Origin of the sequence: Hymenobacter psoromatis (assembly GCF_020012125.1) — a bacterium.
GTDB lineage: Bacteria > Bacteroidota > Bacteroidia > Cytophagales > Hymenobacteraceae > Hymenobacter > Hymenobacter psoromatis.
The window spans coordinates 3,777,603-3,801,709 of sequence record NZ_JAIFAG010000001.1; the positions used below are offsets into that span (position 1 = coordinate 3,777,603).

The following is a 24,107-nucleotide window of genomic DNA, read 5'->3' on the forward strand; positions in this document are numbered from 1 at the left end:
TTTTCAGGCCTGCAAAGGTACGAAATTGGTTTGGCAATAGCAAACTTCCGGAAAAAGTTAATCTTCTGGTGCTGCCCTACCCCCTGCCATATCCTGAGCCTTACGCCTCCCCCACCGCGCCGCCGAAGTTCATCGGGTACTGCGGTGCATCTTGGTGCATCTTAATCGGGCCGTAGCTCTGCTCGAAGCGCTGGATATTCTCTTCCAACGCCGATAGCAGGCGCTTAGCGTGCTCGGGTGTGAGGATAATGCGGGCCTTAACCTTGGCCTTGGGCACGCCCGGTAGCAGGCGAATGAAGTCCACTACGAACTCGCTACTACTATGGGCAATCAGGGCCAGATTGGCGTACTCGCCTTCAGCAATGGCTTCGCTCAACTCAATGTTGAGGGCGTTGGGGTCAGGGTTGAGGGGTTGGTTGGGTTGCATATTATTTATTGAAGCGTGTCCGCCACAGGCGCACTACAGAATAGATGGCTGCATAGCATATAAACACGCATATCAAACAGATAATTAAACAAGCAGTTCCTGTCTGTAAGTGATACCTCTGTGGTTGAAAATTATTAAACGCTTCTACTGCCCAAAGACCAGTTGCGGTAGATAGTATACCAAACCCTAAAAATACGACAACGTTTATCGTCAGTCTAATCGAAAACTTTAGCCACCAAGTACTTGACATGACAACTGGGTTTTTTATTGACTAGAGATAATCAAACAAAAACCCCTGGCCAGCGCACGCCAACCGGGGGTTTTGCTTTTACAAACCTACGTCAATCGTTATTCCTGCACCGTCGTCTCACGCTTGGCGCGGCTGGGGCGTTTAGCTGGGGTAGGAACTGCCTGCTCGGCTGCTTGCGCGGCTTGGCGGGTAGCATACTCCTCCTTCGAGGAAACCTCGATGCCCTGATATTCACGCAGGCCGGTGCCGGCCGGGATGAGGTGACCGACAATCACGTTCTCCTTCAGGCCTAGCAGTTCGTCGGCCTTTCCGCGGATAGCGGCTTCGCTTAGCACCTTAGTCGTTTCCTGGAAGGAAGCGGCCGAGATGAACGAGGCCGTGCCCAGCGAAGCTTGCGTGATACCCTGGAGGGTAGGCCGCGAAACAGCCGGCTGCGCGTCGCGCACTTCGGCAAGCTTGAGGTCACGGCGGCGAAGCGACGAGTTTTCGTCGCGCAGCTTGCGGGAAGAGATAATCTGACCGGGCCGTAGCTCTGACGAATCGCCAGCATCCATTACGACTTTCATATCAATTACCACGTCGTTTTCCTCCATCAGCAGTACTTTGTCCACGAGTTGGTTTTCGAGGAAACTAGTGTCGCCGGCGTCCATTACGAGCACCTTCTGCATCATCTGGCGAACAATGACTTCAATGTGCTTGTCGTTGATTTTCACGCCCTGCAAGCGGTACACTTCCTGAATCTCGTTCACGAGGTACTGCTGCACCGAGCTGGGACCCTGAATGTTCAGGATATCGCTCGGGGTAATGGCACCGTCGGAGAGCGGCGAGCCGGCCCGCACGAAGTCGTTGTCCTGCACGAGGATAAACTTCGACAGCGGCACCATATACTTGCGCTTTACACCGTCTTTCGACTCTACGAAGATTTCACGGTTGCCACGCTTTACCGAGCCGTAGGTCACTACCCCATCAATTTCCGACACGACGGCCGGGTTCGACGGGTTACGCGCCTCGAACAGTTCCACTACACGGGGTAGGCCGCCTGTGATATCACGGGTTTTGCCCACGGCCCGCGGAATCTTGGCCAAGATGTGGCCAGCCTTCACTTTCACGCCGTTTTCGACGTTCAAGTGCGCGCCTACCGGCATATTGTACGATTTCTGCGAATCGGCATCCGCACCCTTTGCGGGGTGCAACAGTACCGACGGGTTCTGCGCTTTGTCTTTCGACTCTACGATTACCTTCTCGCGGAAGCCCGTCTGTTCGTCGGTTTCCTCGCGGTAAGTAATGCCTTCAGTGAGGGCATCGTACTGAATAGTACCGTCGAACTCAGCCAGAATAACAGCGTTGTACGGGTCCCAATTAACCAGCTCCACTCCTTTCTCTACCTCTTGGCCTTCTTTTACCAGTAGGAATGAGCCGTAGGGAACGTGATTGGAAATGAACACCTTACCGGTGCCTTTCTCCACAATCCGAATCTCACCCGAGCGGCCCATCACCACGTTGGTTTTTCCACCTTCGGAGTTGACCCCAGCTACGGCCCGAATATCCTCGAATTCAACTACGCCTGAGAACTTGGCGCGGATATTAGCTTCCACAGCAATATTAGAGGCCGTACCGCCCACGTGGAACGTACGGAGCGTCAGCTGCGTACCGGGCTCGCCGATAGACTGCGCCGCGATAACGCCCACGGCCTCGCCCTTCTGTACCATGCGGCCAGTCGCCAGGTTACGGCCGTAGCACTTGGCGCAAATGCCGCGCTTGCTTTCGCAAGTCAGCACCGAGCGAATCTCCACCGACTCAATGCTGGTCGCATCAATGCGGCGGGTAATTTCCTCCGTGATTTGCTGGCCAGCGGTCAGAATCAGCTCTTCGGTTAGCGGGTCTATGATATCGTGCACGGCCGTGCGGCCAAGGATACGCTCGGAGAGCGGCTCCACAATATCCTCGTTATCCTTGAGGGCGAAGGTTTCGGTACCGCGCAACGTGCCGCAATCCGGCTCGTTCACGATAACGTCCTGCGATACGTCCACCAGACGACGGGTTAGATAGCCAGCGTCAGCCGTCTTCATAGCCGTGTCAGCCAGACCTTTACGGGCACCGTGCGTCGAGATAAAGTACTCGATTACATCCAGACCTTCTTTGAAGTTCGACAGAATCGGGTTCTCAATAATCTCGCCTACCGAGCCTTGCAGCGACTTCTGTGGCTTGGCCATCAGGCCGCGCATCCCGCCGAGCTGGCGAATCTGCTCCCGCGAACCGCGAGCGCCCGAGTGCATCATCATGTAAATGGAGTTGAAACCCTGGTCCTCCTTTTCAAGGCGGCCCATGAGTGTCTCCGTAATCTGCGAGTTGATACGGGTCCAGATGTCAATTACCTGGTTGTAGCGCTCGTTGTTCGTAATCAGACCCATCTGGTAGTTCTGCATTACGGCAGCTACGTCGGCCTGCGCCTGCTTGATGAGAATATCCTTCTCCTTCGGAATCTGGATATCACCCAGACCCATACTCAAGCCGCCTTTGTAGGCCGACTGGAAGCCAAGAGTCTTGATGTCGTCCAGGAACTGCGCGGTGCGGGCCATGCCGGTGCGCTTGAACACCAGCGAGATAATCTGCTGAAGCTTTTTCTTGGTCAGCAGTTCGTCCACAAAGCCGACTTCGGCCGGAATGAGCTGGTTGAAGAGTACGCGGCCGGCAACGGTCTCGATAGTCTTCTGCACCAAGTCGTCGTTCTCGTCGCGCACCATCGTGCGCACCTTGATGTAAGCGTGCTTAGAAAGCTGCTTCTCGTTAAGGGCGATTACTACCTCCTCATCGGAGTAGAATACGCGGCCCTCACCCTGAATTTTCTCGTCCTCAGTCGAGCGCTTACCCTTGGTCACGTAGTACAGCCCAAGCACCATATCCTGCGACGGCACCGCAATTGGCGCGCCGTTGGCCGGGTTCAAGATGTTGTGCGAGGCCAGCATCAGCATCGAAGCCTCCAGAATAGCGGCCGGCCCGAGGGGCACGTGCACGGCCATCTGGTCACCGTCGAAGTCAGCGTTAAAAGCCGTACAAACAAGTGGGTGCAGTTGGATAGCCTTGCCCTCGATGAGGCGCGGCTGGAACGCCTGGATACCCAAACGGTGGAGGGTAGGCGCCCGGTTGAGAAGCACGGGGTGGCCCTTCAGCACGTTCTCCAGAATATCCCATACCACGGCATCCTTGCGGTCCACAATTTTCTTGGCCGATTTCACCGTCTTCACAATCCCGCGCTCAATAAGCTTGCGGATAATGAACGGCTTAAACAGCTCGGCCGCCATGTTCTTGGGCAAGCCGCACTCGTGCAGCTTCAACTCGGGGCCTACTACGATAACCGAACGGCCCGAGTAGTCCACGCGCTTACCCAACAGGTTCTGGCGGAAGCGGCCCTGCTTGCCTTTCAGCATGTCAGACAGCGACTTGAGGGCCCGGTTGCCTTCGGCGCGCACGGCATTTACCTTGCGCGAGTTGTCGAAGAGCGAATCCACGGCTTCTTGTAGCATGCGCTTCTCATTGCGCAAAATCACTTCCGGCGCTTTGATTTCAATCAGGCGCTTGAGGCGGTTATTACGAATGATAACGCGACGATACAAGTCATTCAAGTCCGAGGTAGCGAAGCGGCCGCCATCCAGCGGCACCAGCGGGCGTAGCTCCGGCGGAATCACGGGTACCATGCGGATAACCATCCACTCGGGGCGATTTTCCACGCGGGTCGCCGCATCGCGGAACGCTTCTACCACGCGCAAACGCTTCAGCGCCTCAGCCTTACGCTGCTGCGAAGTTTCGTGCGCGGCCGAGTCGCGGAGCGAGTAGCTCAACTCATCGAGGTTGATGCGCTCCAGCAGCATTTGCAGCGCGTCGGCTCCCATTTTGGCGATGAACTTTTGCGGGTCATCGTTGGGCAGCATCTGGTTTTCGCGGGGCAGCTTGTCGATGATGTCCAGGTACTCGTCTTCGGTGAGGAAGTCGAGCTGTTGCACACCTTCTTCGCCCTGCACGCCGGGCTGCACCACCACGTAGCGCTCATAGTAAATAATCTGGTCGAGCTTTTTAGTGGGCATTCCCAGCAAGTAGCCGATTTTATTCGGCAGGCTCTTAAAGTACCAGATGTGGGCTACGGGCACCACCAATTCGATGTGGCCCATGCGCTCACGGCGCACCTTCTTCTCAGTCACCTCCACGCCGCAACGGTCGCAGATGATGCCCTTGTAGCGGATGCGCTTGTATTTACCGCAGTGGCATTCCCAGTCCTTTACCGGCCCGAAAATCCGCTCGCAGAACAGGCCACCCATCTCGGGCTTGTACGTGCGATAGTTAATTGTTTCGGGTTTCACTACTTCACCAGTGCTACGCTCCAGAATTGCTTCGGGCGAGGCGAGCGAGATAGTGACCTTAGAAAAGTCCTGTACTAATTTCTTATTTTTTGCAAAAGCCATTGACGATGGTTTTAGCGGTTATTTTTAACCTGCTAGAATTTCCTCTAACAGTTCGACACTACAAAAAGTGCTCTGCGGGTCAGACAGGTACGCCGCGCAGTAGGTTTTCGCTAGGTCTTTGCTACTTTATATAATATAAGCCGTCCCACCTTATGCTACCCTGACCTGTCTCGGAGTAGGGGTGTCGTGAGGTTGGGCTAAAGGGATAAACTACTATTCTTCTGGTTTGGTAATCGCTGCCAGGTCTGGTGCACTTATTTAGCTGAATAGCAAATGCTTACTAGAAACCTAGCTTAAGCCGCCGGCCGCCGAATATATTCCAGCAGCCAGCGGCCTCAACTAACCAACTTAATCCAGCGAAATCTCTAGTGCTAAACCACGCAATTCGTGGATAAGCACGTTGAACGACTCGGGAATATTGGGCTTGGGCAGCACATCACCTTTCACGATGGCTTCATACGCTTTGGCCCGACCTACCACGTCGTCAGATTTCACGGTCAGTATTTCCTGCAGTACGTTGGAAGCACCGAAGGCTTCCAGCGCCCACACCTCCATCTCGCCGAAGCGCTGGCCACCGAACTGCGCCTTACCCCCCAGCGGCTGCTGCGTGATGAGCGAGTACGGCCCGATGGAGCGGGCATGCATCTTATCGTCCACTAAGTGACCGAGCTTGAGCATGTAAATCACGCCCACGGTTATCGCCTGGTCGAAACGGTCGCCGCTTAAGCCATCGTACAGGTAGGCCCTACCCCAGTCGGGCAAGCCAGCCGCAGTCAGTTCCTTAGCTACTTCGTCCTCGGTAGCGCCGTCGAAAATAGGGGTAGCGTAGGTGCGACCCATTTTCAGACCGGCCCAGCCGAGCACCGTTTCGTAAATCTGACCAATGTTCATCCGGCTTGGTACACCCAGTGGGTTCAGCACGATGTCCATCGGCGTGCCGTCGGGTAGAAAGGGCATGTCCTCATCGCGCACGATGCGGGCTACTACCCCTTTGTTACCGTGGCGACCGGCCATCTTGTCTCCCACCTTCAACTTGCGCTTCTTGGCAATGTAGACTTTAGCCAGTTGCACGATGCCGGCGGGTAACTCGTCGCCCACTTCCAAGGTGAAGCGTTCGCGTTTGAAGCGGGCTGTGATGGTATTGCGGCGCTTCGCGTAATTCTTGATGAGCTGTTGCAGCATCTCGTTCACGCGATTATCAGCCGTCCAATGGTCGAGTTGCAAGTCCTTAAAGAGGTTAACTTCTTCCGGCACGGCGTAGTTGCTCTCGTCGCGGTAAGCGTTCTTGTCGGGGAACAGCGCTTCGCTGATGTTCTTCCGGTTAAACTTTACACCTTTCGAAAGCACGTCATCCCCAAACCGATGCTTGATACCCTGACTCGTTTTGCCTTCCAGCAGCGCTACCAGCTTATCAATCATGATGGCTTTCACACCGCGCAATTCGCGGGCGTAGCCTTCCTTGAGGTCTTCAACTTCTTTCTTCGACTTGGCCCGCAAGTTCTTGTCCTTTTTCGGGCGCGAGAACAGCTTGGTACCAATTACCACGCCTTGCAGCGAGGGCGGCGCTTTAAGCGAAGCGTCCTTTACATCGCCGGCCTTGTCGCCGAAGATGGCACGAAGCAATTTCTCCTCCGGGGTCGGGTCAGTTTCGCCCTTGGGCGTAATCTTACCGATGAGAATATCGCCTTCCCGCACCTCCGCGCCGAGGCGGATGATGCCGTTATCGTCGAGGTTACGTACGGCTTCTTCGCTTACGTTTGGAATCTCCGACGTTAACTCTTCCTCGCCGCGCTTGGTCTCTCGCACTTCCAGTTCAAACTCTTCAATGTGAATCGAGGTGAAGATGTCGTCGCGCACCACGCGCTCCGAGATGACGATGGCATCCTCGAAATTATAGCCCTGCCACGGCATGAAAGCTACCTGCATATTGCGGCCCAGCGCCAGTTCACCCCGGTTGGTACCGTAGCCCTCACAGAGAACCTGGCCCTTCTTCACGCGCTCGCCGTTCTTGACCAACGGGGTGAGATTGAGGCAGGTATCTTGGTTGGTACGACGGAACTTGATGAGACTGTACGTTTTACGCTCCGCGTCAAAGCTAACGGCCATATCGTCTTCCGACAGGTCGTACTTAATAATAATGCGGTTAGCATCTACTGAATCCACTACCCCCTCGCCTTCAGCGATGATGAGCGAACGTGAATCAATGGCCGTACGGCCTTCCAAGCCCGTACCCACAATAGGAGCTTCGGGACGCAATAGTGGCACTGCCTGGCGCTGCATGTTCGAGCCCATGAGGGCACGGTTGGCATCGTCGTGCTCCAAGAACGGAATCAGCGAAGCGGCCACCGATACAATTTGGTTCGGGGCTACGTCCATATAGGTGTACTCATCCGGTGCTACCACCGGGAAGTCACCCTCAAAACGACCTTTAACCAAGTCCTGCGTCATCTTACCCTCGTTGCTCAGCAGCGAGTTGGCCTGCGCAATGTGGTGCGTATCTTCTTCCTCGGCCGTCAGAAACTTGACGTTCGGGCTCATGTCCACCTTCCCGCTTACTACCGTACGGTAGGGCGTTTCGATGAAGCCCATCGAGTTCACGCGGGCGTGCACGCAGAGCGACGAAATCAGGCCGATGTTCGGGCCTTCCGGCGTCTCGATGGTGCAAAGGCGGCCGTAGTGCGTATAGTGCACGTCACGCACCTCAAAGCCTGCTCGCTCGCGACTCAAACCTCCCGGCCCAAGCGCCGATACGCGACGCTTGTGCGTCACTTCGGCCAGCGGGTTGGTCTGGTCCATGAACTGCGACAGCTGGTTGGTGCCGAAGAACGAGTTAATTACGCTCGACAAGGTGCGGGCGTTAATCAAATCCACCGGCTTGAAGTCCTCATTGTCGCGCACGTTCATGCGCTCCTTGATAGTACGTGCCATGCGAGCCAAGCCCACGCCAAACTGCGCGTAAAGCTGCTCGCCCACGGTACGCACCCGGCGGTTGCTCAAGTGGTCAATATCGTCTACAATAGCTTTAGAATTAATCAAGCCAATCAGGTACTTCACAATGAGTACAATGTCCTCATTAGTCAGCACCCGCGACTGCTGCTCCATGCCAATTTGCAGCTTCTTATTAATCCGATAGCGCCCTACCTCCCCGAGGTCATAGCGCTTGTCGGAGAAGAATAGCTTTTGGATAATGTCGCGTGCGGTCTCTTCGTCAGGGGCTTCCGTGTTGCGAAGCTGCCGGTATATTTGCTCCACGGCCTCTTTCTCCGAGTTGGAGTTGTCCTTCTGGAGGGTATTGTAAATAATCGCGAAGTCAGCGATGTTCACATTTTCCCGGTGCAGAATAACCGACTTCGCGCCGGCTTCCACTATAGTATCAATATCCTCTTCGTTGATGGTTGAGTCGCGCTCTAGCAATACCTCGTTACGGTCAATGGAGACCACTTCGCCGGTGTCCTCGTCCACGAAGTCTTCCGTCCAAGTGCGTAGCACACGGGCGGCTAGCTTGCGACCAACAGCTTTCTTGAGGTTCTTTTTGTCAGCTTTTACTTCCTCGCTCAGCCCGAACAAATCCAGAATGTCTTTGTCCGTGCCATAACCGATGGCGCGTAGCAGGGTAGTAACCGGGAATTTCTTCTTACGGTCAATGTAAGCGTACATCACGTTGTTCACGTCCGTGGCAAATTCAATCCACGAGCCTTTGAACGGAATAATACGGGCCGAATACAGCTTAGTACCGTTCGTGTGCTTGCTTTGGGCGAAAAACACTCCCGGCGAACGGTGCAGCTGCGATACGATAACGCGCTCCGCGCCGTTAATTACAAACGAGCCTTTTTCAGTCATGTACGGAATATTGCCCAGGAAAACTTCCTGCTCAATCGTTTGAAAGTCTTCGTTGTCCTTGTCGTTGCAGATGAGTTGCAGCTTCGCCTTCAGCGGCACGGCGTAGGTCAGGCCGCGGTCAATGCACTCATCCACCGTGTATTTCGGCGGGTCAACGTGATAGTCAATAAAATTCAGCACGAAGTTCTCACGCGAGTCCGAAATAGGGAAGTTCTCAGCAAAAACCTTGAACAAGCCTTCGTTCGTCCGGTTCGCGGCGGCGGTTTCGAGCTGAAAGAATTCCTGGAACGACTGCACCTGCACGTCCAGGAAGTCCGGATACTCAATAACTTTCTTAATCTTGGCGAAGTTGATTCGCTCACTGGCGCCGGTCAAATGTTTGACCTCGGCCGCCTCTAGTGCTTTCGGTGTAGCCAATTGGAGAAGAAGTTTAAATGTACACGTAAGCTATTTTATCGTGCTTAACTACTTGCTGCTGAACAGCGTAGCAAAAGACCTTATCGCATTTGGTTTCGGTTGGAGTGACTCACTCAATCGTTGCCTAACGTGATAAGGTCTTCTGTTTAAGGTTACGCCGCCCGTCTTTCAACAAGGCCAGCATGAGACAACCAAAACCAGTGGTTTTAGGTTGCAAATTCTAATTGGTCGCCCCAAACAGGAAAAGACCTGGCGCGTTGCCAGGTCTAATCCGGATTGGGAAAGCTCCCAAAGAAGAGCACTACTTAACTTCTACTTCAGCGCCAGCCTCTTCGAGCTGCTTTTTCAGGGCCTCAGCCTCGTCCTTAGTAACACCCTCTTTTACGGGCTTAGGGGCACCGTCAACCAGTTCCTTAGCCTCTTTCAGGCCCAGGCCAGTCAGGTCTTTTACTAGTTTCACGACCGCCAGCTTAGCGCCACCGGCTGCTTTCAGGATTACATCGAACGATGTCTTCTCCTCGGGAGCTTCAGCGGCTGCGGCACCGCCGCCACCTTGCATCATTACCGGAGCGGCTGCGGCCGGCTCAATGCCGTACTCATCCTTCAGGATACCAGCAAGTTCATTTACTTCTTTAACGGTGAGGCTAACGAGCTGCTCAGCGAAGGCTTTCAAATCTGCCATTTCTGTAGATTGGTAAAAAGGGGTTGTGAAAATTTATTGAAAGTTGAAAAAGTTGAGCAGCGGTTAGCCTGCATTCTCTTCTTTTTCGGAAAGCGTTTTGAGGATGCCAGCCAGTTTGCTACCCCCGCTCGAAAGCGCAGAGATAACATTCTTAGCGGGCGATTGCAGCAGGCCGATGATTTCACCGATAAGCTCCTGCTTGCCTTTAATCGTGCTGAGCGTGTCCAGCTGGTCCGCGCCAGTGTAGATGCTGGCATCCACGTAAGCGCCCTTCAGAACGGGCTTCGGCTTGACATTCCGGCCGTAGGCCTGCGACTTGTAGAAGTCTTTCAGCAGTTTGGCCGGAGCCGAACCACTCTCTTTCGAGAACAGAACACCCGATTGGCCTCTCAGCGCCTCATCCATCTCCACCGTATCGCCACCAAGGGTATCTAGGGCTTTGCGGATGAACGAGTTCTTGTAGACCTTGAACTCCAGGCCGCGGTTATAGCAGAGGCGACGGAATTCGTTGATTTTCGCTACCGACATCCCGGAGGCATCGGCGATATAGAATGCGTTGTGCGACTGAAACTTCTCGCTCAACTCATCCACGAGGGCTTGCTTTTCTTCCCGATTCATGGCTGGTTGGATTAATTAGTTAGCAGAAGAAACCGTGCTGTCCACCGGCACGCCCGGCGACATAGTGCTGCTGAGCGTGATGCTGCGGATATAGGTACCTTTCGACGATGACGGCTTTAAGCGCCCCAAGGTCTGAATCACTTCCAGCGCGTTTTCGGCTAACTTGGTAGGGTCGAATGAAACCTTACCCACCGAGCAGTGAATAATACCGGTTTTATCAACTTTGAAGTCGATTTTGCCAGCCTTTACTTCCTGCACCGCTTTAGCTACGTCGGTTGTTACTGTGCCCGACTTCGGGTTCGGCATCAGGCCACGTGGACCCAATACCCGGCCTAAACGGCCAACTTTAGCCATTACCGAAGGCATGGTGATAATCACATCCACATCGGTCCAGCCTTTCTCAATTTTGGCGATGTAGTCGTCCAGACCTACAAAGTCAGCGCCGGCGGCAGTGGCTTCGGCCTCCTTGTCAGGAGTAACGAGGGCCAGTACGCGTACTACTTTGCCGGTGCCGTGGGGTAGAGTAGCCACGCCGCGTACCATCTGGTCAGCTTTGCGGGGGTCTACACCCAGGCGCACGTCAATGTCAACTGAGGCGTCGAACTTGGTATAGGAAATGTCTTTCACCACTTGCGCGGCTTCGAGCAGGTTGCGTACCTGCGTCAGGTCGTGTTTGGCAAGGGCTTCCTTGCGCTTTTTGCTGATTGCTGCCATTGTGTATATCCTCCGGTTAGTTATTCAGCAAACGGCGAAGTGCCCTTCACGGTGATACCCATGCTGCGAGCCGTACCGGCTACTTGCTTCATGGCCGACTCCACTTTGAAAGCGTTCAGGTCGGGCATTTTGGTTTCAGCGATGGTCCGCACCTGGTCCCAAGTTACTGAGCCCACTTTGTTACGGTTCGGCTCTTTGGAGCCGCTCTGCAACTTGGCGGCATCCATGAGGAGAACCGGTACCGGGGGAGTCTTGATGACGAAGTCAAAAGACTTATCGGTGTACATCGTAATTAGGACGGGGCAGATTTGGCCGGCTTTATCCTGGGTGCGAGCGTTGAACTGCTTGCAAAATTCCATGATATTCAAGCCCTTACTACCAAGCGCAGGTCCAATCGGCGGCGCGGGATTCGCGGAGCCTCCCTTTACCTGAAGCTTCAGATAACCTCTTATTTCTTTGGCCATTTGGTTTGTAAAGCTGCGGCTTAATCGACGTAACTCGGTCAGCCTCAGTTCAAATAATACTCCTGTGGAAGCCCCGTTCAGCCGGAGTGGATACTGAACGACGTTTTATTAATTCGTTTTTCGCATTTTATTTTTCGAAAAAAGAAAAATAAAATGCGAAAAACACTATTCTTTCTCTACCTGGGTATAGCTTAACTCGACCGGCTGCGCACGGCCGAAAATCTTGACAATTACATTGAGCTTTTTGCGCTCCTCGAACACCTCGTTCACGTTGCCACTAAAGCCGTTGAATGGTCCGTCAATCACCTTTACTAGCTCGCCTACCGCGAAGGGAGTTTCCAACTCGGCCGATTTTTCTTCTGCTTCGTCTACTACCCCCAGTAGGCGGTTCACCTCTGTGAGGGACAGCGGCACCGGCTTGGCATTAGTGGTTTTGGTTTCCTTATCGCCTAGGAAACCGATGACGCCCGGCGTGGACGTGATGATATTCTGCACCTCCCCGTGGGTCAAGTCGGAATGGATGATGATGTAGCCCGGATACAGGTTGCGCTCCCGGACGCGCTTCTTACCGTTGCGCATCTCGAAGACCTTTTCCACCGGAATCAGCACCTGCGGAAGTAACTCCTGCAAGTTGTGGCGACCGATTTCGGTCTCCATGTATGTTTTCGCCTTCTTTTCCTGGCCGCTCACCGAGCGAACCACATACCAGTTTAATTCCGCCATTTCCTAGGAGCCTAACGGGCGAAAGATTGATAAAAGGCTTGTAGGACCGAGTTGAAGCTCACATCCATTAGGCCTACCACGGCGGCAAACACCAGTGAGCCAATCAGTACCAAACCGGCACTTTTTTGCAGCTCAGCAGTTGAAGGCCACGTTACGTTATAACGCATCTCCTCAACGGTGTCGCGGAAGTAGGTATTCAGCTTAGCCATGATATAAATAAGCCGGTAAGGGCTGAAAAGAGACCGCCAGTAGCAGCCTAAGTGGCACGAGTGGAGAGATTCGAACTCCCATCAAAGGTTTTGGAGACCTCTATTCTACCCTTGAACTACACTCGTAAGGGTTGTTCCCGAAGGCGCTATTTGCCAATGGGAGTGCAAAGGTACGAAACTTTGTATGCAAAACAAATCCGCCCCCGATAAATCAGAAGCGGATTATGTTACTTTTTAGCAGTTAAGCTAGACTAGTCGAGGATTTCGGTTACCTGACCGGCACCTACCGTACGGCCACCCTCACGGATAGCGAAACGGAGGCCTTTCTCCATCGCCACCTTACTGATAAGCTCAACGGTAATGGTGATGTTGTCGCCAGGCATTACCATCTCCACGCCCTCGGGCAGGGTGATGATACCAGTAACATCGGTGGTACGCAGGTAGAACTGCGGGCGGTAGTTGTTGAAGAACGGGGTGTGGCGGCCGCCTTCCTCTTTCGAAAGTACGTACACTTCAGCCTTGAACTTCTGGTGGGGCTTTACCGAGCCGGGCTTGCAGATAACCATGCCGCGACGGATAGCCTCTTTTTCAATACCACGAAGCAGCAAACCTACGTTATCACCAGCTTCACCACGGTCCAGGATTTTGCGGAACATTTCCACGCCCGTTACCGTCGATTTCAGACCTTCGGCAGCGCCCATCCCGAGGATGTCAACTTGCTCGCCCGAGTTGATAATACCGCGCTCAATACGACCGGTGGCAACCGTGCCACGACCCGTAATCGAAAACACGTCTTCTACCGGCATCAGGAAGGGCAGTTCGGTGAGACGAGCGGGAATCGGAATGAACGAGTCAACCGCCGCCATCAGCTCGTTGATTTTGGGCACCCAGTTGGCATCGCCGTTCAGGCCGCCCAGGGCCGAGCCCTGGATAACCGGAATGTTGTCGCCGTCAAAGTTGTAGAACGAGAGGAGTTCGCGGATTTCCATTTCCACGAGCTCAAGCAGCTCGGGGTCATCCACCATGTCTACTTTGTTCATGAATACTACCAACTGAGGTACGCCTACCTGACGGGCCAGCAGGATGTGCTCGCGGGTCTGGGGCATGGGGCCGTCGGTGGCGGCTACCACGAGGATAGCACCGTCCATTTGAGCTGCACCCGTTACCATGTTCTTCACATAGTCGGCATGGCCGGGGCAGTCCACGTGGGCGTAGTGACGGTTAACCGTTGAATACTCTACGTGCGCCGTGTTGATGGTGATACCACGCTCTTTTTCCTCGGGGGCGTTGTCAATCGAGGAGAAGTCGCGCTTTTCAGCCAGACCCTGGTTGGCCAGCACCGAAGTGATGGCGGCGGTCAGAGTCGTCTTGCCGTGGTCAACGTGACCGATGGTGCCGATGTTTACGTGCGGCTTCGACCGGTCGAAATTTTCTTTAGCCATTGTAAAGAGTTGAGAAAAAAGAGGAAATTAAGTAAAAAGCAAGTAGTCTATATGGCAAGAAAGCGAAACCCAGCGCGGGCCAATTCAGGCTTTGGTGCTGCGTATCGCTTCTCCTGCTGACCCGGCCCTAACCCGGCCCGAAGGTGGGTAGTTCCGTCGTTGCTGAGCCATTTATGGGATTTGAACCCATGACCTCTTCCTTACCAAGGAAGTGCTCTACCACTGAGCTAAAACGGCTTAATCTATTTTTAAGCTGTTGATTATTAATTTTTTCGCTTTTGAGTTAACAACCAGAAGCCAACAGCCAGAAAAGAGAGCGGGAGACGAGGTTCGAACTCGCGACCTACAGCTTGGAAGGCTGTCGCTCTACCAACTGAGCTACTCCCGCGAGAGCAAATGGACAAATGAATAAATAAGTAAAGCTGCTTTGAAGCCGGGCTACTCATTTACCTACTTACTCATCTACCAAAATGTGGGGGTAACAGGACTCGAACCTATGAACCCGAAGGAGGTGAGTTACAGTCACCCGCAATTGCCACTATGCGATACCCCCATTTTTACTCAAATCCGGCCGTTTACCGGAATTGAGACGCAAAAGTACGGCTTTTTTAGAAAGATGCAAGAGCTGAACCTGAAATTTTCTTTAATCAAAGTGGCTCTCTTTTGTTTTTACGAGTTAAAAACAGCTGGTGGTAGCGCCCTACCCCCCTGTTTTATACTTCATTCACATCAGGTTGTAGAACGCTTTTAACCGCTCGTCCGTTTCCTTCGCTTTTATATCGGCTAACACCGTTTTCAGGTCGGGCTGACTAGGGGCTAGGTTCAGTAAGCCGCGGTAGGCACCGAGACGCACGAAGTACTGCGGATGAGTCCGGGCTAGTACTTCGAGGGTATGAATGCCTTTTTCGCGCTCTGCCACGGGCATTTGTATCATGAAAGTGCCGAATGCTTGCAGATACTGATATAAATCGGGGTCGGTGAGGTCGGGTAGGCGGCGCAAGTACCACGAGTAGTGGTCCATCGTTCCGCGCTGGGCGTAGTAATTAGCCAGCGCGACTAGTAGCGTGGAGCTAGGCGTATTTTCGAGGGCGGCCAGCTGGGGGTGGGCGGCTATGCCGGGAAGCTTGGTCAACGCATCGACCGCGACAGCTTCTACTAGGTAGGAGCTGTCGCGCAGGGCAGCCAGGTAAGTACTGCTATAGTTCTCGCTGGGGAAAGTAGCTAAGGTAACCAGCGCCTGAGCCCGCACAGCGCTATTAGGGTCGGTGGTGGCTAGGCGCTGAATCTCGCCGCGCACGGCGTTGGCACTGGGGCCGCGGTAGCCACGCAGGTGGTCGAGCGCGGTGCGCCGCACGGCGTAGAAATTATCCATGAGCGCATTGCGCATCAGGCCGCTCACGTTAAAATCAGAAGTCTTGTTTTGGAGTAAGTCGAGGGCTTCGTACTTCTGCAGGTAGTTCTGGGCGTGGTAGAACTGAAAAATCAACTCTTCCGGCGTGCGCTCTTCATCGAGTTGGCCCAGCAGTTGGGCTTCGCTGTCAAACTTCACCATCGTGGGCTTATCGGCCGCCAGGAAGGAGAAGGTCTGGTCGGCTTTGGTGATGGCAATATGGTGGTCGGTGGGCTTTTCTTTTTGCCAGACTGTGACTGTGACGGGCAGCCGATAAACGGGCTGAAACAGCGTATCCTGAGTTTGCTGCACGTGCAGCAGCACTTGGCCATTGGCGTAGGCGTGCGAAACTTTCAGCTCGGGGTGGCCGCGCTGCATAAACCATTGGTCAAAAAACCATAGCAGGTCCTGCCCGGTGGTTTCCTCAAAAGCCTCCCGTAATTTGCTAACCTCGACGGCGCTGAGCTTATTTTTAGTCAGATATAGGTTGAGCGCGCTGAAGAAGGCATCATCGCCCACGTACTTGCGCAGCATGTGCAGTACCCTACCCCCCTTCTCGTAGGTGTGGCGGTCGAACATGTCCTCCCGATTGGCATAGTGGTAGCGAATGAGCGGCTCGCGCTTCGATTCGGCCTCTTCGAGGTAGTGGGCGAGGTCTTGCTGCTGCACGAGGGCGGCGGCATCAGCCCCGTATTTATATTCAGCCCACAAATACTGCGAGTAGTTGGCAAAGCCCTCGTTGAGCGTCAGGTTGCTCCACGACTCGCAGGTGACGTAGTCGCCAAACCAGTGGTGAAATAGTTCGTGGGCAATAATGGACTCCGAGGTTTCATAGCTGGCATCGAGCAGCTCGCGGGGGGTAGCCTGAATGGCCGCACCGTGCACGGTGGCGGTGGTGTTTTCCATCGCGCCGCTCACGTAGTCACGCACGGCAATCTGGTCGTACTTCTCCCACGGAAAATCCACGCCGAGCTTTTTGGAATAAAACTCCATCATCTCGGGCGTGCGGCCAAACACTGCCTTGGCCGTATGTTGGTATTTAGGCTCCACGAAGTACTGCACGGGCTTGCCGCGCCAAGTATCGGTCACCACCGCGAAGTCGCCCACGGCTAGCATCGTGAGGTAGGGCGCAGCAGGTAGGCTCTGGCGCCAGGTGTCGGTGCGGGTGCCGTCGGCGTTTTTGCGGGAGGCCACCAGCAGGCCGTTAGAGAGGGTTTTGAACTGGTCCTCCACGGTGAGGGTAATTTCTTGCGTCATCCGCTGGTTCGGGTGGTCGATAGTCGGAAACCAGCACGAGTTGCTTTGCGTCTCGCCCTGCGTCCAGATTTGGCGGGGCTTGTTGGGCTCCTTACCCAGGGGATTAATAAAATATAGTCCCTTATTGGAGGTAATGGCTTCGCTACCCCCGGCGGGCAACTCGTTGGGCTTGGCCACGTAGGCGATGCGAAGCTGGTACGTTTGCTCGCGGGGGTAGGCGCGGTCCAGTGTGATGGCCAGCTGCCGGCCATCGTACTTATAAGTCAGGTTTTTGGGAGCCTTCGTACCGAGCAGCTGTACGCTTTTTATATCAAACCCTTTGGCATCGAGCAGCAAATTGCTTTGCGGATAAAAATGCGCGCGCAGCGTGAGCACAGCCGTGCCCAGCAAATACTGATGCGCGTAGTCGAAGCGCACGTCCAATTTGGTATCCACCACGTCGCTGAGTAGTGTAGGGGTAGGATGGGCAGGCGTGGCGGGCGGCAGCCACGAAGGCACCGTGATGCCCGACGAAACCGGCGGAGCTGCTGCTACCGGGGCCGGGGTAACGGGCTTTCGGTGGGAAGCAGCTTTGCCTTTATTGCCGGCTGACTGGCTTAGTACCGGTAGACTAAGCAGTGTACAGCTTATAAGAATGCTGAAAAATAAATAACGCATAGAAGAAAACGGACGGCGGGAATAGCGGAGCAAGTTCCGACGAAATTAAGATTCATCTTACCTTTAAGCCCGCGTTGGCTTGCCCGGCCGGCTTCCTCTATGCTTCATATCAGCACTGGCCCGGCACACAGTTGGGAGGTGGACTTTCAGGCCACTGACTCCGTTACCCTCAATGGCCAGCCCTTTGTCTGGGATGTGGCCGCCCTCGGCAACGGGCGCTTCCACGTCTTGCACGCGGGTCGCTCCTACTCGGCCGAAGTGCTGGCCGCTGATTTCGTGACCAAGACCTTCGCGCTGAAAATCAACGGGCAGCGCGTGGAGTTGCAGGCCAAAGACCGGTTCGACCAACTGCTCGACCGGCTAGGGTTCAGCGCCGCCAATACAACTAAAATTAATGAGCTAAAGGCACCTATGCCTGGGCTTATTATTGATATCCGGGTGCAGCCCGGTCAGGCCGTGCAGAAGGGCGACCCGCTATTAGTATTGGAAGCTATGAAGATGGAAAATATTTTGAAAGCTCCCGCCGACGGCACCATCGCCAGCATCAAAGTGGCGCTGCGCGCCAACGTTACTAAGGGGCAGGTGCTGGTGCAGTTTGCCTAGCCTGCCCTCCCCTACTCACTCTTTCTCTACCCCCCTTCCTTTGGCTTATCATCGAATTCTTCTTAAGCTCAGCGGCGAGTCGTTGATGGGCGAACAGCAATACGGTATTGACGCTGAGCGTCTTATGCAGTATGCCTCCGAAATAAAGGCCGTGGCGGCTACGGGCGTGCAGGTGGCCGTCGTGATTGGCGGCGGCAACATTTACCGGGGCGTGGAAGCCGTGGCCTTCGGCCTCGACCGCGTGCAGGGCGACTACATGGGCATGCTGGCCACGGTCATCAACTCAATGGCCTTGCAGAGTGCCCTCGAAAAGCTGGAGGTAAGCACCCGGCTGCTCTCGGGCCTCACCATTCAGCGGGTGTGCGAGCCCTACATCCGTCGCCGGGCAGTGCGGCACCTGGAAAAAGGCCGGGTTGTGATTTTTGGGGCCGGCATCGGCTCGCCTTATTTCACCACCGACTCGGCCGCCTCGTTGCGGGCCATCGAGATTGAGGCCGATGTGGTGCTGAAGGGCACCCGCGTGGATGGCATCTACACCGCTGACCCCGAAAAGGACCCCACGGCGACCCGCTACTCCGAAATCTCGTTTGAGGAGGTAATGGAGAAAAACCTGAACGTGATGGACATGACTGCCTTCACGCTGTGCAAGGAAAATAACCTGCCCATTATCGTTTTCGACATGAACACGCCCGGCAACCTAGAGCGCCTGCTGGCCGGCGAAAAGCTGGGCACCAAGGTTACAATGGGCGGCGCGCCCCGGTCTACGGCCCCTACCCCCTCGCTCGATGCCAAGCTCAGCGGCTTGCGGCCCACGCATGGCAACCCGGCCAAGCAAGCGTAGTACGTTGAGTTCTTAGTTTCTGGTTCTTGGTTTCTAGTTTTGCTAGACAGAAAGCAGGGTAAGAACACAACCAATTTTTATTGCGAAGAGGCTGGAAGCTACCATCCACGCGCTCTATCACAAACCAGGAACCAGGAGTTTGAAAAAGCCAGGAACCTAACTTTTAAAAAAATGGACGAAGAAATTCAGTTTTATCTCAGCGACGCAGAGGAATCAATGGGTAAGGCCATCTCGCACGTCAACGTAGAAATGAGCCGCATCCGAGCTGGCAAAGCCTCGCCGGCCATGCTCGATAGCCTGCGCGTGGATTACTACGGCACGCCTACCCTCGTATCGCAGATTGCCAACATCTCGGCTCCTGACCCGCGCTCGCTGCTTATCAAGCCCTGGGAAAAAAATATGGTGAGCGAGGTGGCCAAAGCCATTAAAAACAGTGACCTGGGTTTGAATCCCATCGCCGATGCTGATGGTGTGCGCCTTAATATTCCGCCTATGACGGAGGAGCGCCGCCGCGACCTCGTGAAACAGGCTAAAAACGAGGCTGAAAGTGGCAAAGTGCGCGTGCGTGGCATTCGCAAAGACGTGAATGAGGCTTTGCGCAAGCTGCAAAAAGACGGCGCGCCCGAAGATGCCGTGAAGGACGCTGAAAGTAAAGTGCAGAGGTACACCGACGCCCACATTGCCGAGGTAGACAAGCTTTTCAGCAAGAAGGAGTCGGAGATTATGACCATCTGAGGTCCTCCAAATTTGTGCCTCGACTAATGGATATTATTTGTCGCTGAGGTACACGGGAGTAAAACGCCGAGGCCCGCAGAGTACATTAGTCATACTCTGCGAGCCTCGGTGTTTTACTCCCGTGTACCTCAGCGAGAAATCTTCTTGCTTATCAAATTTGATAAAGCCCCTGACCCAGAATTTCCTGTTCCACAGCGGCTGGCACGAGGTAGCGGATGCTCTGCCCGGCCCGGATGCTTTGGCGAATGAAGGTGGCCGAGATATCCAGTAGCGGCGCAGGCAGCATGCGGGCACGGGGGTAGGCGGCCAGGGCGGGCAGCACGGTACCGGGGCGCGGATACACGTAGAGGTCCAGCTCGCGCAGCAGGCGGTCGGCGGCCCACCAGTGGGGTAGGCCAGCCAGATTATCGGCCCCCATCAGCAGCACGAACTCGTGGCTAGGATGGCGGTTCCGTAGCGCGTCGAGGGTGGTGATGGTGTAGCTGGGCCGGGGTAGACTCAGTTCGATGGCTTCGGCCCGCAGACGGGAATTGTCGGCCACGGCTAGCTCCAGTAGGGCCAAGCGTTGGGTTTCGGGCAGCAACTCGGCTTCGACCTTAAAAGGGCTTTGGGGCGACACGACCAGCCAGACTTCATCCAGGTCGGTACGGGTAGCAAAGTATTCAGCCAGAATGAGATGGCCGGTATGCACGGGGTTGAATGACCCAAAGAGCAGGCCTACGCGCCAGGCGGGGGTGGGGCCGGCGGGCGTCATACGGCGTCGGGCGCAGCGTCGGCACGGATAAAGTCACCTACCAGCTGCGCGGCGTGAGCCACGGCTTCTTCGAGGTCGTCGTTGACTACGGTTACATCGAACTTATCTTCGAAAGCTAACTCAAACGTAGCTTTATATATCCGCGAAGAAATGCTGGATGTGGAGTCGGTAGCCCGCGCCGTGAGGCGCTGCGCCAGTGCCTCGATGGAGGGCGGCCGCACAAATACGGCCAGCGCCCGGTCTTTATAGAACTCTTTGATACTGAGGCCACCCTTCACGTCCACGTCGAGAATAGCATGTTGACCTTTGGCCCAGATACGCTCGATTTCCGACTTCAAGGTGCCGTAAAACGCGCCCTCATACACTTCTTCCCACTCCACAAACTCGTCATGACGGATTTTATCCTGAAAATCAACAACCGAGATGAAGTGATAGTCCTTTCCATTAACCTCGGCGCGGCCGCGGCGGTCGCGGGTGCAAGCCGAGATGGAAAAGCTAAGCTCAGGCATTAACGCCATGAGCCGGTGCACGATAGTCGTTTTGCCCGCCCCCGAAGGAGCCGAGAACACAATGATTTTGCCCTGCATAGGGCCGCAAAGCTAGGCCATTTCGGCTTGCAAGCGCGCCATGATGGCGTGCGGCAAAGCTACGGGAGCCGGATGGCGGCTTACTTTCTGATTAAGAAAGCCGATAAATACCTGTTGCTTGCGAATGTCATCGAAGCAAGGCGAGCAGTCGTCGCCGTGGTGGACGAGGTAATCCTCGTCTTCTTCTGCCAGCGCACGGCCTTCCAGAAGCTGGTCAAGTACAATGTTCACGCGGTCGCAGTCGGTGGCGCTGGCCAGGGGGGAGGCGAGGGCAGCGGGGGCCAACAGATTGGTGGTAGTAGCGGTAGCTTCCATGAGCGAAACGGGAACAGGGTCTTAACCTGGGGTTAAATTAGTGAAAAGAAAATTAAGTTATTCGTCGTCGGGGTCGGCCTCAGTAACTGCGGCCTCTGCGTCATCGTTCCCGTAACCCATCGAGGAGGCGTATTTTTCAAGCTTGTCCTTGAGGAAATTGCGGGCCCGGTGCAGGCGCGAGCGCACCGTGCCGATGGGAATATCGAGCACCTTGGCCATCTCCTCATAAGTGAAGCCTTCGAGGTCGCAAAGGATGATAACTGTCCGAAAATCAACGGGTAGCGAGTTCAGCGCGCTCGCCACCTCGTCGCCGATAAGGTCGCGGGTAGCCTGCTGCCGCATATCGGAAGAAGACGCGCCGGTATCGGCATCGCCCTCCACCTCATCTGGATTGTAATACCCCTCAATTTCGCTGTAATCAACCTTAGCGGGCTGCTTGCTTTTTTTCCGAAAGTCGTTGATAAACGAGTTTTTCAGGATGCGAAAAAGCCACGCTTTGGCGTTGGTACCGGGCTCAAAGTACTCGAAAAAGCGGTAAGCCTTGAGGTAGGTTTCCTGCACCAAGTCGTTGGCATCGTCCTCGTCAAGGGTGAGGCGGTAGGCAAAGTTGTAGAGCGGGTCCAGCACCGGCATCAGCTCGGCCTGAAAGCGCCGGTCTTTTTCCTCTTTGCTCAGTTTTACCCGTTCGGGAGAATCACTCATAATAGGTAGATAAGCGAGTAAATTTGGTAGTTGGCAAAAGTAAGACCAGACCGCAACGATTTAGTTAGCAGCCGAAGCGTTTCCTTTACCTTAACTGGGCTACGAAAGGTTACATGAAGAAATAATGAATACTAGTTACGTATTCAGGCAATCGCTAGTTTGGTAGCAGCGGCACCCAGCTTTCCACCCCGGCAGCTACGGCGGCCACTGCCAGCGCCTTAATGCAGGTGCAGGCGGCGGGCTGCAGGCGGCAGTCCTGGCAGCTAGGCCGGTCAAATACCAAGTAGCTGGCATGCGGCCCCAGCGGGCCCCAGCGGCCGGGGTGCATGGGCCGGATGGGCGGGTAGAGCCCCAGCGCGTGGCGACCTAACGCGGCGGCCAAGTGCAGCGGCCCAGTGCTACCAGCTACTATCCCGTCGGCCGCCGCCAAAAAGGCGATGAACTCGGGTAGCGTCAACTGGCCTGTGAGGTCGGCGGCCAGGTGGGCGGCGTGCGCGTGCAGCCATTCGGCCAGCTCTGCGCCTTCGGCCGCCGTACCGCTGACGAACACGCGGTGCCCGGCCGCGTGCAGCTGCCGAGCTAGTTGCCCGAAATGGGGTAAGCCCCACTCGCGGGCGCTACCCCGGCTGCGCGGGTGCAACACCACGTTGAGCCGACCAGGCTGGCGGGCGGCCAGCAATTCCTGGAACCGGGGCGGCAGCGGCACGGCGGGCACTAGGCGCACCAAGGCGGCGGCTTCGGCCAGCGGGAGGGGGGTAGGGAGGCCCAGCGGGGCCAGCAGGGCCAGGTTCAGTTGCGCCTCGTGCAGAAGTGAGTGGCGGCGGCTGAGCGCTACCAGCCGGTTGCAGGTGAGCCAGTGCCACCAGCGGTTGCGGGTGCCGATGCGCACGGAAATGCCCGCTTGTCGGGCCAGGCGGGCCAATTGTTTATTGGGAAAAACGTGGATAATAGCAGTCGCTCTATACGCTTGCAAGCGCTTCACCTGCGCCGGGGGGGGTAGGGACAGCAGGTCATCCAGGCTCAGAAATTCATCCACCCACGGGCAGGCGGCGGCCACGGCTGCCGTGTAGGCACGCCCGATGAGTACCATCCGGCAACCGGGGTAGCGCTGCCGGAGCCACCCGGCTACGGGCAGCGTCAGCACCACATCGCCGATGGCGTCGGTGCGCGAGACGAGGAAGGTGGGCGGCGAAGTCATGCGGGCGCGTCCTGGGTGCCGGTTCTCAGCTTTGCAAATTTCAGAAATACGCCCCACGCCGAGATGGCCGCGATGCTCAAGCCCGCGAAGCCATCCAGAAAACCTAGTCGCAGCACGTAGCCGTGCGCAAATTTCCAGAGCGGCTTGAGCAGCAGGTGAAACAACGTGACCCGCGTTTTACCTTTTAACGCCAATTCCTGCGCCGTAATGCTGGTAAATTTATTGAGCTGCGCCACGTGCTGCGCAATAGACGCATACGAATAGTGTAGGGCATCGCCAGCGAGCGCGCCGGTCGTTTGGCCGGGCTGCACTTCGTAGTGCTCATGCAGCAGCAGGCCCTGCCAGCGGCCCAGACGGCGGTCATAGAGGCGTAGCTTGCGGTCGGGGTACCAGCCGCCGTGGCGCACCCAGGTGCCGCAGTAGTTGGTGAGACGGGCCAGCGAATAGGCCGCGTGCCGCCAGTTGGCCTGCGCTATCCGGATACTCTGGCGCAGTTCTCCAGTGAGAACTTCGTCGGCATCGAGCTGCAAAATATAGTCGTGCTGCGCCTGGTCGGTGGCGAAGTTTTTTTGCTCCACGTAGCCAACAAACTTATTTTGCACTACTCGCGCCCCGTGCTGCCGGCAGATTTCTACCGTGCGGTCAGTCGAGAAAGAATCTACCACCAGCACCTCCTCCCCTACCCCCTCTAGCGCCGCCAGGCAGCGCGCAATATTGGCTTCTTCATTAAAAGTGATGATGACGACGGAAAGCGGCACGGGCATAGGGCAAATATCCGAGGTTTTGCGACGTGCGCCCGGCAAGGGGGGTAGGAGATTTTTGTGC

Annotated in this window: 20 protein-coding genes and 4 tRNA genes; 3 read left to right on the forward strand and 21 right to left on the reverse strand. The window is 55.5% G+C overall.

What is annotated here, in order from left to right; genetic code table 11:
- Positions 1-100: 100 nt before the first annotated feature.
- From LC531_RS16255 to LC531_RS16325, 15 genes are all read right to left on the reverse strand, one after another.
- On the reverse strand, positions 101-427 hold the full coding sequence (locus LC531_RS16255; RefSeq protein ID WP_223652111.1) for a DUF3467 domain-containing protein: 327 nt from the start codon (positions 425-427) through the stop codon (positions 101-103).
- Between the two features lie 348 nt (positions 428-775).
- Positions 776-5,134 carry a DNA-directed RNA polymerase subunit beta' gene (gene rpoC / locus LC531_RS16260; protein ID WP_223652113.1) on the reverse strand — a complete coding sequence of 1,453 codons (4,359 nt, stop codon included), beginning with the start codon at positions 5,132-5,134 and terminating at the stop codon, positions 776-778.
- A gap of 348 nt (positions 5,135-5,482) precedes the next feature.
- A complete protein-coding gene (gene rpoB, locus LC531_RS16265) occupies positions 5,483-9,349 on the reverse strand; it encodes a DNA-directed RNA polymerase subunit beta (protein ID WP_223653977.1) in 3,867 nt (1,288 codons plus the stop codon).
- Between the two features lie 343 nt (positions 9,350-9,692).
- The gene (rplL, locus tag LC531_RS16270; RefSeq protein WP_223652115.1) at positions 9,693-10,073 is read right to left on the reverse strand and encodes a 50S ribosomal protein L7/L12; all 381 of its coding nucleotides are present in this window, start codon (positions 10,071-10,073) and stop codon (positions 9,693-9,695) included.
- A gap of 63 nt (positions 10,074-10,136) precedes the next feature.
- Complete coding sequence (gene rplJ / locus LC531_RS16275; RefSeq protein WP_223652117.1) at positions 10,137-10,691, reverse strand: 50S ribosomal protein L10; 555 nt, start codon at positions 10,689-10,691, stop codon at positions 10,137-10,139.
- Between the two features lie 15 nt (positions 10,692-10,706).
- Positions 10,707-11,405 carry a 50S ribosomal protein L1 gene (rplA, locus tag LC531_RS16280; protein WP_223652119.1) on the reverse strand — a complete coding sequence of 233 codons (699 nt, stop codon included), beginning with the start codon at positions 11,403-11,405 and terminating at the stop codon, positions 10,707-10,709.
- Positions 11,406-11,425: 20 nt separating this feature from the next.
- Positions 11,426-11,869, reverse strand: coding sequence for a 50S ribosomal protein L11 (gene rplK, locus LC531_RS16285; RefSeq protein ID WP_223652121.1), 444 nt, complete (start codon positions 11,867-11,869; stop codon positions 11,426-11,428).
- 165 nt (positions 11,870-12,034) lie between these two features.
- Positions 12,035-12,592, reverse strand: coding sequence for a transcription termination/antitermination protein NusG (nusG, locus tag LC531_RS16290; protein ID WP_223652123.1), 558 nt, complete (start codon positions 12,590-12,592; stop codon positions 12,035-12,037).
- An 11-nt stretch (positions 12,593-12,603) separates the two neighbouring features.
- On the reverse strand, positions 12,604-12,801 hold the full coding sequence (secE, locus tag LC531_RS16295) for a preprotein translocase subunit SecE (RefSeq protein ID WP_223652124.1): 198 nt from the start codon (positions 12,799-12,801) through the stop codon (positions 12,604-12,606).
- Between the two features lie 52 nt (positions 12,802-12,853).
- A tRNA-Trp gene (locus tag LC531_RS16300) sits at positions 12,854-12,927 on the reverse strand.
- A 125-nt stretch (positions 12,928-13,052) separates the two neighbouring features.
- Positions 13,053-14,243 (reverse strand): elongation factor Tu, encoded by a 1,191-nt coding sequence (tuf, locus tag LC531_RS16305; protein WP_223652125.1) that lies wholly within the window; start codon positions 14,241-14,243, stop codon positions 13,053-13,055.
- Between the two features lie 165 nt (positions 14,244-14,408).
- Positions 14,409-14,480 (reverse strand) — tRNA-Thr (locus LC531_RS16310).
- 78 nt (positions 14,481-14,558) lie between these two features.
- Positions 14,559-14,631 (reverse strand) — tRNA-Gly (locus LC531_RS16315).
- Between the two features lie 85 nt (positions 14,632-14,716).
- Positions 14,717-14,796 (reverse strand) — tRNA-Tyr (locus LC531_RS16320).
- Positions 14,797-14,967: 171 nt separating this feature from the next.
- Positions 14,968-17,547, reverse strand: a complete 2,580-nt coding sequence (locus tag LC531_RS16325) for a M1 family metallopeptidase (protein WP_223652126.1) — start codon at positions 17,545-17,547, stop codon at positions 14,968-14,970.
- A gap of 99 nt (positions 17,548-17,646) precedes the next feature.
- On the opposite strand from LC531_RS16325, the gene LC531_RS16330 reads away from it, so the two are divergent.
- The 3 genes from LC531_RS16330 (at position 17,647) to frr (ending at position 19,726) form a co-directional block, all read left to right on the forward strand.
- Complete coding sequence (locus LC531_RS16330; protein ID WP_223652127.1) at positions 17,647-18,150, forward strand: acyl-CoA carboxylase biotin carboxyl carrier protein subunit; 504 nt, start codon at positions 17,647-17,649, stop codon at positions 18,148-18,150.
- A gap of 40 nt (positions 18,151-18,190) precedes the next feature.
- Entirely contained in the window at positions 18,191-18,991 is an 801-nt protein-coding gene (gene pyrH / locus LC531_RS16335; protein ID WP_223652128.1) for a UMP kinase, read from the forward strand.
- A gap of 171 nt (positions 18,992-19,162) precedes the next feature.
- Positions 19,163-19,726, forward strand: coding sequence for a ribosome recycling factor (frr, locus tag LC531_RS16340; protein ID WP_223652129.1), 564 nt, complete (start codon positions 19,163-19,165; stop codon positions 19,724-19,726).
- 151 nt (positions 19,727-19,877) lie between these two features.
- On the opposite strand, the gene nadD is transcribed toward frr, so the two are convergent.
- The 6 genes from nadD to LC531_RS16370 form a co-directional block, all read right to left on the reverse strand.
- Complete coding sequence (nadD, locus tag LC531_RS16345; RefSeq protein WP_223652130.1) at positions 19,878-20,480, reverse strand: nicotinate (nicotinamide) nucleotide adenylyltransferase; 603 nt, start codon at positions 20,478-20,480, stop codon at positions 19,878-19,880.
- Positions 20,477-21,067, reverse strand: coding sequence for a guanylate kinase (gene gmk, locus LC531_RS16350; RefSeq protein WP_223652131.1), 591 nt, complete (start codon positions 21,065-21,067; stop codon positions 20,477-20,479). The genes nadD and gmk overlap by 4 nt, the downstream gene beginning before the upstream one ends.
- Before the next feature lie 12 nt (positions 21,068-21,079).
- Positions 21,080-21,382 carry a hypothetical protein gene (locus LC531_RS16355; protein WP_223652133.1) on the reverse strand — a complete coding sequence of 101 codons (303 nt, stop codon included), beginning with the start codon at positions 21,380-21,382 and terminating at the stop codon, positions 21,080-21,082.
- A 57-nt stretch (positions 21,383-21,439) separates the two neighbouring features.
- On the reverse strand, positions 21,440-22,084 hold the full coding sequence (locus tag LC531_RS16360; protein WP_223652135.1) for a sigma-70 family RNA polymerase sigma factor: 645 nt from the start codon (positions 22,082-22,084) through the stop codon (positions 21,440-21,442).
- Between the two features lie 154 nt (positions 22,085-22,238).
- Positions 22,239-23,282, reverse strand: a complete 1,044-nt coding sequence (locus LC531_RS16365; RefSeq protein ID WP_223652137.1) for a glycosyltransferase family 9 protein — start codon at positions 23,280-23,282, stop codon at positions 22,239-22,241.
- Positions 23,279-24,046 carry a glycosyltransferase family 2 protein gene (locus LC531_RS16370; RefSeq protein ID WP_223652139.1) on the reverse strand — a complete coding sequence of 256 codons (768 nt, stop codon included), beginning with the start codon at positions 24,044-24,046 and terminating at the stop codon, positions 23,279-23,281. Before LC531_RS16370 ends, LC531_RS16365 begins: the two co-directional genes overlap by 4 nt.
- Positions 24,047-24,107 lie beyond the last annotated feature (61 nt).